Raw genomic sequence first — 9,204 nt, 5'->3', positions numbered from 1 at the left:
ACTGCGCGACAAGCCCCCACGGGCCTGGGGCCGACGTTCGACCGTCCCTGGAGGGGCTGCTTTCAGGGGCGCGGGGAACTGCGCGACAAGCCCCCGCCGGGGCGCAGTCGACGTTCGACACCCTGGAGGGGCTGTTCGGGGGCGCGGGGAACTGCGCGGACGGTCCCCACCAGCCCGCAGCTGGTATGTGGGCGCTCTCCGCGAGGGGCTACGCCGCCGTGGGTGGTCGTAATGGGGCCGCAGCCACCGCCGTGGAAGCGACGCCCAAGTCCCTCAGCAGGGCCCGCGCCACCCGCCGCCCCGAGTGCAGAGCACCCTGCACCGTGCTCGTGTCCCGGTGGTCGCCGCACACGTACAGGCCCGCCAGCAGCCGCACCGGACGCCGCAGGTCGTGCGGCGGCGCCATCGCCGGGACGGCGTCGGGCGTGTGATGGACCGCCAGCAGCTCCCAGCGGTGCGTGGCGGTGCCGTACAGGGCCGCCAGCTGCGCCCGTACCGTACGGTCCGTGTCCGCGGGCGGTGCGCCCAGCACCGTCGACGAGATCAGGGCACGCCCCACGGGCGCCCGCGACGGGTCGACCTGGCTGACGACCGCCGTATGGGCCACGGGCCCCCGCCGGTCCGCGTCCAGGAGCAGCGCCGCGTCCGTCAGGGGCGGCTCGTCCGCCGTGTGGTGCACCACCGTCACGGGGTGGCACGGCGGCACCCGCAGACCGGGCAGCAGCTGCGCCGCGGCGCGCGCCCCGGTCGCCACCAGGACGGCCCGGCAGCGGAGTTCACCGTGCTCGGCCGTCGTCACGGACGTCGTCGAGACGGCGGTGGCCCGCACCCCGGTACGGACCGTCCTCGGCGGCAGCGTCGCGGCGAGCAGCTCCGGCAGCGTGTCGGCCCCGCCCTCGGGCACGCACAGCCGGCCGGAGGCGAAGGCACGGAGTGCGAGGTCGGCGCACCGGCTGGACGTCGTCAGATCCGGATCGCAGAGCAGCGCCGCCAGGAGGGGGCGCAGAAAACCCTCGACCGTACGCGCCGGCATGCCGCGTGCCGCGAGCGCCCGCCCGGCGGGCCGCTCGGGCCGCGCCAGCAGCCGCTCCACGGGAACCGTCGCGATCCGGCCGAGGGCCGCCGCCAGCCGGGCCTGGTCGAGCGCGCCCCCGAGCGGGGGGTACGCCCGCGACACGGGCGCGGCGGCGGCCGCAGGCAGCTGCCGCAGCCTGCGAGGGGGGCTCACAAAGGCGCGCGCCGCGTCGAGTGCGCCCCTTGCGCCCCCGGCGCTCGCGGGCTCACCCGCCCGGTGCGTACGCCCCTCGGCGTGGACGAGGACGCCGGCGGCGAACGGGCGCAGGACGAGGGCGTCCAGGCCCGGCGTCAGGCGCAGTTCGGGGTAGGACGTGGAGAGGAGCCGTCCGACACGGTCGAGACGGAAACCGTCGATCTTCTCGGTCGCCATCCGGCCGCCCACATGGGGGGCGGCCTCCAGGACGACGGTCGACACACCTGCGCTGTTCAGCCGTTGGGCGGCCGAGAGTCCCGCGACCCCGGCCCCCACGATGACGACGTCCGCCTGGCAAGCGGGCTCAAGCACGTGCCCCTCCTAGAGGTCGCGCGGCTGCTTGGAGGCGTCCCGCCCCCAACGGGTATCCGGAATACCCGACTTCGGGACGAGCGTAGGGCCGCGACCGGCCGGGGGAACTCGCGCATGAGCAGGGCACGGTCGCACGCCGGTCGCATGTGACCGGCGTGCACGCGCCGGGAGGCGTGCCCGGTGCCGGCGCCGTACTACGCCTGAGCCGCCCGGACGGCCTCCTCGATGCCGGGGAACGCGAAGGTGAAGCCCGACTCCAGCAGCCGGGTGGGAAGGACGCGCTGGCTGCCCAGCACCTCCGAGGCCATCTCGCCGAGCGCCGCCTTCAGGACGGGCGCGGGCACCGGGAACAGCGTGGGCCGGTGCAGGACGCGCCCCATGGCGGCCGTGATCTCACCGTTGGTGAGCGGCTGCGGAGCCGTCAGGTTGAAGGGCCCGGACAGGGCCTCGGAGTCGATCAGGAACCGCAGCGCGGCCACGTGGTCGTGCAGCGCGATGTAGCTCCAGTACTGCCGGCCGTCGCCCATCTTCCCGCCGAGCCCCGCCTTGAAGAGCGGGAACAGCCGCCCCCAGGCGCCGCCCTTGGGGGCCACCACCAGTCCGGTGCGGGCGAAGACGGTCCGTACGCCCGCCTCCTGCGCGGGCGCCGCCGCCTCCTCCCACTCCACGCACAGCGAGGGCAGGAACCCGTCCCCGGGCGGCGCGCTCTCGTCCACGGCCCGCGTGCCGGTGTCCCCGTAGAAGCCGATGGCGCTGCCGTTGAGGAAGACCCTCGGCGGCCGGTCGAGGGAGGCGGCGGCCTCCGCGAGCGTGGCGGTGCCGAGGAGCCGGCTGTCGCGGATCGTCCGTTTGTACGCGTCCGACCAGCGGCGGTCGGCGATCCCGGCGCCCGCGAGATTCACCACGGCGTCGCAGCCGGTCAGGCCCACGGCGTCCACGTAACCGCGCTCGGGGTCCCACTCGACCTCGTCCTCCGTCCGGGGGCTGCGGCGCACCAGCCGCACCACCTCGTGCCCGTCGGAGGTCAGTGAGCGCACCAGGGCCGTACCGATGAGGCCGGACGCGCCGGCCACGGCGATTCGCGAAGCTTCCATGACCCCATCCTGCGCCAGTCTCCCCGGGAACACCGCGCCGAGGGGCCCGCGGCCGGGGTGGCGCCCGGCGCGCCCGCTCTACAGTGACGTTCATGCCCGAGCCGTACATACGCTTCGCAGTGCCCGAGGACGAGGAGGCGCTCGGCCGTCTCGACCGCGCGGTCTGGTCCTACCGGCACGCGGTCAGACCCCGGGAACAGCCGCCGTACGAGCCGTTCTTCAACGACCGCGTCGGGCCCCGCGACCACCAGGTCGCCGAGCTGGGCGGGCGGCTCGTCGGCTACGTACGCCTCGGATTCCCGACCCCGCTCGCGTCCAACGCGCACGTACGGCAGATCCAGGGCCTGGCCGTCGCCGACGAGGTCCGCGGCAACGGAGTGGGCCGGGCGCTGATCCGCGCCGCCGTCGAGGAGGCCCGCCGCCAGGGCGCACGCCGGATCACGTTGCGCGTCCTCGGCCACAACACACCCGCACGCAGGCTGTACGAGTCGGAGGGCTTCGTGGTCGAGGGCATCCAGCCGGAGGAGTTCCGGCTGGCCGACGAGTACGTGGACGACGTACTCATGGGCCGCAGACTCTGACCCCCGACCGCCGCCGGGCCCCGACCGCCCGACCCACGACGTCCGCCCCCGGTCCGTGGCGTCCGCCCCCGGTCCTCGCCGGCCAACAGCCCTCGGTTCACGGCGTCCGATTGGCCGCCCCGCGGCGTCTGCGCCTCGGTACACCGTGTGGGACCGGCTGCCCCGTGGGGCGTCCGCCCCTGGTTCACGTCGTCCGGTCGGCCGCCCCGCGTCTGCGCCTCGGTACACCGTGTGGGACCGGCCGCCCCGTGGCGTCTGCCCCTGGGGCCACGGTGTCTGACCGGCAGCCCCGCCGGGGGTCTTCGCGGCGGGCTCGCGAGAGGACCGCATCCGGCCGGACGGCCGCCGGGCCGGGACGGCGACCCGCTCGGGACGGCGACCCGCTCGGGACGGCGGCCGGCTCGGGGCGGCGACCCGGCCGGAACGGCGGCCGACTCGGGACGGCGACCCGCACGGGACGGTGACCGGCTCGGGACGGTGACCCGGCCGGGACGGCGGCCGACTCGGGGCGGTGACCCGGCCGGGACGGCGGCCGACTCGGGGCGGCGACCCGGCCGGAACGGTGACCCGGCTCGGGACGGTGACCCCGCCGGGACGGCGACCCGCTCGGGACGGCGGTCACGACGTCACGAGATCCCCCGTGTCCACCGGCGACGACGCCTTCGCCGCCCGTGCCGCGTCGTCCGCGACCTCGTCGGCCGTCAGGACGTACCCCGTCTCGGCGTCGCTCGTGGAGCGGGCGAAGACGACGCCGTAGACCTTGCCTTCGGTGGTCAGCAGGGGGCCGCCGGAGTTGCCGGGGCGGACCGTGGAGCGGATCGAGTAGATCTCGCGGTTGACCACGGCGGAGCCGTAGATGTTCCGCCCCTGGGCATTGATCTTGTTCGCGACCGTCGCCGCCTGGAGGTCGAGCCCGCCGTCCTGCGGGTAGCCCGCGACCACGGCCGCGTCATCGCGCTTCGCGCTCGTGTCGAAGGACAGCACGGGCGCCTTGAGCCCCGGCACGTCCAGCACGGCCACGTCCTTCTGCGGGTCGAAGAGGACGACCTTCGCCTCGTACGCCCGGCCCGTGCCGCCCACCCGCACGGTCGGGTCGTCGATGCCCGCCACCACGTGCGCGTTGGTCATGACGTGCTCCGGGGCGAACACGAAGCCGCTGCCCTCGCGGCCCTGCGTGCCGACGGCGCCCTCGACCTTCACCGTGGAACGCTGGGAGGCCCGTGTGGCGGCGGCCGTGACGCTGTCCCCGGAGGGCTTGGCGACCGAGGCCGTCGGCTCGTTCTCGAAGGGGTTGAAGACCTGCGGGAAACCGGCCTCCGTGAGCGCCGAGGTGGCCCGCGAGAACCACGCCGGGGTCGTCTCCGGCATGGTGTCCTGCACCGCGCCGAGCAGCGCGGAGTCCCGGATCGAGGACGTGACGACGGGCGAGGCCGACGCGCCGAGCACGCTCGCGGCCACCCACGCCACGAGCAGCACGGAGACCGTGTTCGCCGCGGCGCCGCCCACTCCGTCGACCACGCGCAGGGGACCCCGGTCCAGCTCACGGCGGAGCTTCAGCGCCAGCCGCCCCGCCAGCTCGTGGCCCACCGCCGCGGGCAGCAGCACGGTGAGCACCGCCGTGACCGTCGCGGTCGTGGTCCCCGCCTCCACCAGGTCCATCACCCAGGGCAGCACCCATACACCGATGACGGCACCGCCCACGAAGCCGGCCAGCGAGACACAGCCCGCGACCAGTCCGCGCCGGTAGCCGGACGCCGCGTAGCCGAGAATGACCAGCAACAGCAGGATGTCGAGCAGGTCCACGGAGCTCCCTTTCTCTTGGGCCCCCTAGTACGCGCCGGGCGGGCCCAGTGATCAGGTACGCGCGTGGGGGACCGGCCGGCCGGCACACGTGCGTGGACCTGTAGAAACGTCCCGGACCGGGGCGTTGGTTCCACCGGGTGGCACACCACACATCGCGGACCCTCCCGGTCTCCCGGAGAGTGGGTCGCATGTGCGCCCACCGGAGCCCGCTCACGGCCCGCGTACCCCGCCTCCCGCGCGTCGCGGCGGACCGGCTGCCCCGGCCCGCGCGCGCCGCGCTGGCCTGCGTCCCCGGTCTCGCGGCCGTCGCAGCGCTGGTGCTCTGCGCCGTGGGCGTCGACCGGACGCCGGGCGACGGCGAGCGGGCCGTCGCGGCCCGCGCCTCCGTCGGGCACCGGGCCCCGAAGCCGCCCATCGTGCCGAGGGAACGCTGGCTGGGCGACGCCGCGTCCACCCAGCCGCCGACCCGGTACGCCGACCGGGTGTCCGCCGTCTTCGTGCATCACACCGACTCGCCCAACGGCTACGACTGCGCCGACGCGCCCCGCATCATCCAGTACCTGTACACCGGTCAGGCCGGAGTCCGGCACTGGGACGACATCGGCTACAACTTCCTCGTCGACCGCTGCGGCACCGTGTACGAAGGCCGGGCGGGTGGCGTCGAGCGGGCCGTCGTCGGCGCCCACACGCAGGGCTTCAACGTGGGCACGACGGGCATCGCCGCGCTGGGTACGTTCACCGCGGGCGTGCCCGTCCCCAAGGCGATGACCGACTCCATCGCGGCCGTCGCCGCGTGGAAGCTGGGGCTCACGGGCGTCGACCCGCGTGCGTCCGTGCGGCTTGTGTCGACCAACAGTCTGAGCAGGTACCGGGCGGGTACGCGGGGGACGTTCACGGCGGTGTCCGGGCACACGGACGGGTACTGGACCGCGTGTCCGGGGGCCGCGCTCATGGCCCGTCTGCCCTCGATCCGGCAGGAGGCTGCCCGCTTGCAGGGGCGGCGCTGAGGACTCCCGCCGGGAGGTGGTGTTTCGTCTGCGGGCCCGGTGGGGGCTGGTCGCGCAGTTCCCCGCGCCCCTTCGGGGCGCCAGTGTGCCGCGCGCCTCTTCGGGCGCCGGCGTTCCTCACAGGTGGGCCACTGCGGGCTCAACGATCACCCCGAGGCACGCCTTCTAGCGTCGGGGCACGTACCGACCGGAGGTGGGGATCATGAACAGGCGCACGAGTACGAGCAGTCCGGAGCAGCGACAGGCCGGGCGTACGTCCCTGTGGGGGCGGGTCGCACGCAGTCCCTGGACCGTCGCCTGTGTGGTGGCCGCGGTCGTGGTGGGCCCCTCCGCCGCCACCGCGTCCGCGCTGGACCGGGCCAACGCGGCGCCCCCGCACAGCGCCCCGCGGGCGTCAGCCGGCGAAGCGGTCCCACAGGCGCGGCAGGCGTTCCTCAAGGAGTGAGTGGTTCTCCAGGTCGAGCGGGGTGCCCAGCGGCTCGGGAGGGGCCGCCGGGATCCCGAGGTCGGGGGCGACCGCGCCGGTGAGCTGCTCGTACGCCTCGTCCGCCGCGTACCCCAGCTCCTCCGCGTCCCCGTCGACCTCGTCGTCGAAGTCCCCGAGCAGGTCGGCCAGTTTGTCCGGATCGTGCACGGCACCCTCGTACGTCTCCCGGCCCTGGCCGATCAGCCAGCAGCGGAAGAAGTCGAAGGCGTCGTCGCTGGCCCCGTCGAGCAGGATCCAGGCGGCGCCCCACAGGTCCCAGGTGTACGCGCGGTTGTAACGGGCCTCGAAGTGACGGGCGAAGTCGAGGACCATCTCGGGGTCCAGCCGGAGCAGCCGTTCGACGAGCAGGTCGGCCTGCTCCTCGGGGTCGCCCTCGGCGGCCTCGCGGGTCGCGTCCACCAGCTCCCAGAACTCCGTCTCGTCCATCACGGGACAAGCATCGGGCCTGTACCCGGCCCGCGCACCCGGGGACAGGCGGATCGTTATGCGCGCACATGCCGCCGGAAAATCCGACAGCAGGTGTCGGCATTCGGCGCGATGCTCGGCACATGGAGAGAGCAGAGCAGGCTTCACGACAGAACGCGGGACCGCTCGACGGCAGGATCGCGCTGGTCGCGGGTGCCACGCGCGGCGCAGGCCGGGCCATGGCGGTCGAGCTGGGGCGCGCGGGGGCCACGGTGTACGTGACCGGACGCACGACCCGCGATCGGGTCAGCGAGGTCGGCCGGACCACCGAGACGATCGAGGGGACGGCCGAACTGGTCGAGGAGGCCGCCCGCGCCGCGGGTGGCGCGGGCCGGGGGATCGCCGTACCCACGGACCATCTGGAACCCGAGCAGGTACGCGCGCTGGTCGAGCGCATCGACCAGGAGCAGGGGCGCCTCGACATCCTCGTCAACGACATCTGGGGCGGGGACGTCCACCTCGACTTCACGACCGACAAACAGCCCGACATGTGGGACATGGATCTCGCCAAGGGGCTGCGGATCATGCGCCTGGGCATCGAGTCGCACCTCGTGACCAGCCACATCGCGGCGCCCCTCCTCGTCCGCAACCCCGGCGGACTGCTCGTCGAGGTCACGGACGGCACCGAGGAGTACAACCGGCGCTACCGCAAGCCGCTGTTCTACGACCTCGCCAAGACGGCCCCGATCCGGATGGCGTACGACCTCGGGGAGGAACTGAAGGAGTACGGCTGTACGGCGGTCTGCGTCACCCCGGGGTGGCTGCGTTCCGAGGCGATGCTCGACACCGCGTTCAAGGTCACCGAGGAGAACTGGCGGGACGCCTGTGAGCAGGCACCGCACTTCGCGATCTCCGAGTCGCCCACGTACATCGGGCGGGCCCTGGTCGCGCTGGCCGCCGATCCGGACGTGGCCCGCTGGAACGGGCAGTCGCTGTCCAGCGGCGGCCTCGCCCAGGAGTACGGCTTCACGGACGTCGACGGTTCGGCGCCCGACGCGTGGCGCTATCTGCTGGAGGTGGAGTCACAGGGCAAGCCGGCGGACGTGACGGGCTACCGCTAGTCCTTGTCGGCCCGGGTCGCCGCGTCGACGTAGTACGCGGCGATCCGGGCCGCGGCGTCGGAGAAACGTTTCCTTAGCTCGGCCGGCTCCAGTACCTCCGCCTCCGGGCCGAGCGAGAGGAACTGGGTGTACGCGACGTCGTACGACTCGACCGGCAGCGTGAGCGTCACCCGGCCCTGGCCGTCGGGCGGGCCCGCCGCGTCCAGGGCCTCCTGGGCCGAGAGGGGGTCGACAGTGTGCTTCAGCCGGCGCGCGCCCGCCTCGGTGAGGCGCACCACGACGGTCGCCCGCAGGAGCGAGCGGGCGAACCGCTCGGCCTGGTCGGCCCAGAAGCCGGGCAGGTCGAAGGTCTCGTCGCGCTCGAAGCGGTCGCCCGCCGGTTCGGCGGAGGTGAACCGCTCGATGCGGTAGACCCGGAAGGGGCCGGGGCCCTGCTCCGGTGGGTGCTCCGGCCCGACGACCCTGGCGCACACGTACCAGACACCGGCCTTGAGGACGAGCCCGTACGGCTCCAGCTCGCGCTCCAGGTCCGTGTCCTCGCGGCGGTAGCGCGCGGTGATCCGGCGGTCGTCCCAGACCGCCTCCGCGATGGCGGGCAGCAGTTCGGGGGTCTTCGGCTCGGCGAACCACGCGGGGGCGTCCAGATGGAAGCGCTGGGCCGCGGTGCGGGAGGCGTCCCTGAGGGACGGCAGGAGGGCGGCGGACACCTTCAGGAGGGCGGCGGAGGAGGCGTCCTCCAGGCCCATCTCGCGCAGGGCGCCCGGTACGCCGGAGAGGAACAGGGCCTCGGCCTCGCTGCGGGCGAGGCCCGTCAGGCGGGTCCGGTAGCCGCCGACGAGGCGGTAGCCGCCGGTGCGGCCGCGGTCGGCGTACACCGGGACGCCCGCCTCCGACAGCGCCTGCGCGTCCCGCGTGATCGTCCGCTCGGACACCTCCAGCTCGCGCGCCAGCTCGGCGGCGGTCATGGAGGGCCGGGACTGCAGAAGCAGCACCATCTTGATGAGCCGGGCAGCGCGCATGCGCACCATGATGCCGGTGGCTCCGCCGGTGCGGTGAGTGGGGTGGGTACGCGTTCGTCCGCGGCGCCGTCGTGGCTGGCCGCGCAGTTCCCCGCGCCCCTGAAA

The 9,204-nt window shown here is 74.3% G+C and carries 9 protein-coding genes; 4 read left to right on the top strand and 5 right to left on the bottom strand.

What is annotated here, in order from left to right:
* Positions 1–208: 208 nt before the first annotated feature.
* Both ACFWGJ_RS37375 and ACFWGJ_RS37370 read right to left on the bottom strand, forming a co-directional pair.
* Positions 209–1,582, bottom strand: coding sequence for an NAD(P)/FAD-dependent oxidoreductase (locus tag ACFWGJ_RS37375; protein ID WP_387333425.1), 1,374 nt, complete (start codon positions 1,580–1,582; stop codon positions 209–211).
* 194 nt (positions 1,583–1,776) lie between these two features.
* Positions 1,777–2,676, bottom strand: a complete 900-nt coding sequence (locus ACFWGJ_RS37370) for a TIGR01777 family oxidoreductase (protein ID WP_387333424.1) — start codon at positions 2,674–2,676, stop codon at positions 1,777–1,779.
* A gap of 92 nt (positions 2,677–2,768) precedes the next feature.
* Between ACFWGJ_RS37370 and ACFWGJ_RS37365 the strand changes: the two genes are divergently transcribed.
* A complete protein-coding gene (locus tag ACFWGJ_RS37365; RefSeq protein WP_387333423.1) occupies positions 2,769–3,257 on the top strand; it encodes a GNAT family N-acetyltransferase in 489 nt (162 codons plus the stop codon).
* A gap of 618 nt (positions 3,258–3,875) precedes the next feature.
* Here ACFWGJ_RS37365 and ACFWGJ_RS37360 read toward each other — a convergent pair.
* Positions 3,876–5,060 (bottom strand): MarP family serine protease, encoded by a 1,185-nt coding sequence (locus tag ACFWGJ_RS37360; RefSeq protein ID WP_387333422.1) that lies wholly within the window; start codon positions 5,058–5,060, stop codon positions 3,876–3,878.
* Between the two features lie 188 nt (positions 5,061–5,248).
* Here ACFWGJ_RS37360 and ACFWGJ_RS37355 point away from each other — a divergent pair, with 188 nt between their 5' ends.
* Together ACFWGJ_RS37355 and ACFWGJ_RS37350 are read left to right on the top strand one after the other, a co-directional pair.
* Entirely contained in the window at positions 5,249–6,067 is an 819-nt protein-coding gene (locus ACFWGJ_RS37355) for a peptidoglycan recognition protein (protein WP_387333421.1), read from the top strand.
* 202 nt (positions 6,068–6,269) lie between these two features.
* The gene (locus ACFWGJ_RS37350) at positions 6,270–6,512 is read left to right on the top strand and encodes a hypothetical protein (protein WP_387333420.1); all 243 of its coding nucleotides are present in this window, start codon (positions 6,270–6,272) and stop codon (positions 6,510–6,512) included.
* On the opposite strand, the gene ACFWGJ_RS37345 is transcribed toward ACFWGJ_RS37350, so the two are convergent.
* Positions 6,462–6,980: a DUF4240 domain-containing protein gene (locus ACFWGJ_RS37345; RefSeq protein ID WP_366787475.1), complete on the bottom strand. Its 519-nt coding sequence runs from the start codon at positions 6,978–6,980 to the stop codon at positions 6,462–6,464. The two genes, ACFWGJ_RS37350 and ACFWGJ_RS37345, sit on opposite strands and share 51 nt — an antisense overlap.
* 122 nt (positions 6,981–7,102) lie before the next feature.
* Here ACFWGJ_RS37345 and ACFWGJ_RS37340 point away from each other — a divergent pair, with 122 nt between their 5' ends.
* The gene (locus ACFWGJ_RS37340; protein WP_387333419.1) at positions 7,103–8,080 is read left to right on the top strand and encodes an SDR family oxidoreductase; all 978 of its coding nucleotides are present in this window, start codon (positions 7,103–7,105) and stop codon (positions 8,078–8,080) included.
* On the opposite strand, the gene ACFWGJ_RS37335 is transcribed toward ACFWGJ_RS37340, so the two are convergent.
* A complete protein-coding gene (locus tag ACFWGJ_RS37335) occupies positions 8,077–9,099 on the bottom strand; it encodes a helix-turn-helix transcriptional regulator (protein ID WP_387333418.1) in 1,023 nt (340 codons plus the stop codon). The two genes, ACFWGJ_RS37340 and ACFWGJ_RS37335, sit on opposite strands and share 4 nt — an antisense overlap.
* Between the last annotated feature and the right edge of the window lie 105 nt (positions 9,100–9,204).

The organism is Streptomyces sp. NPDC060205, from assembly GCF_042728395.1.
Classification (GTDB): Bacteria; Actinomycetota; Actinomycetes; order Streptomycetales; family Streptomycetaceae; genus Streptomyces.
The sequence above is the reverse complement of the archived record's forward strand: the minus strand, read 5'-3'. Positions and strand labels throughout refer to the sequence as shown.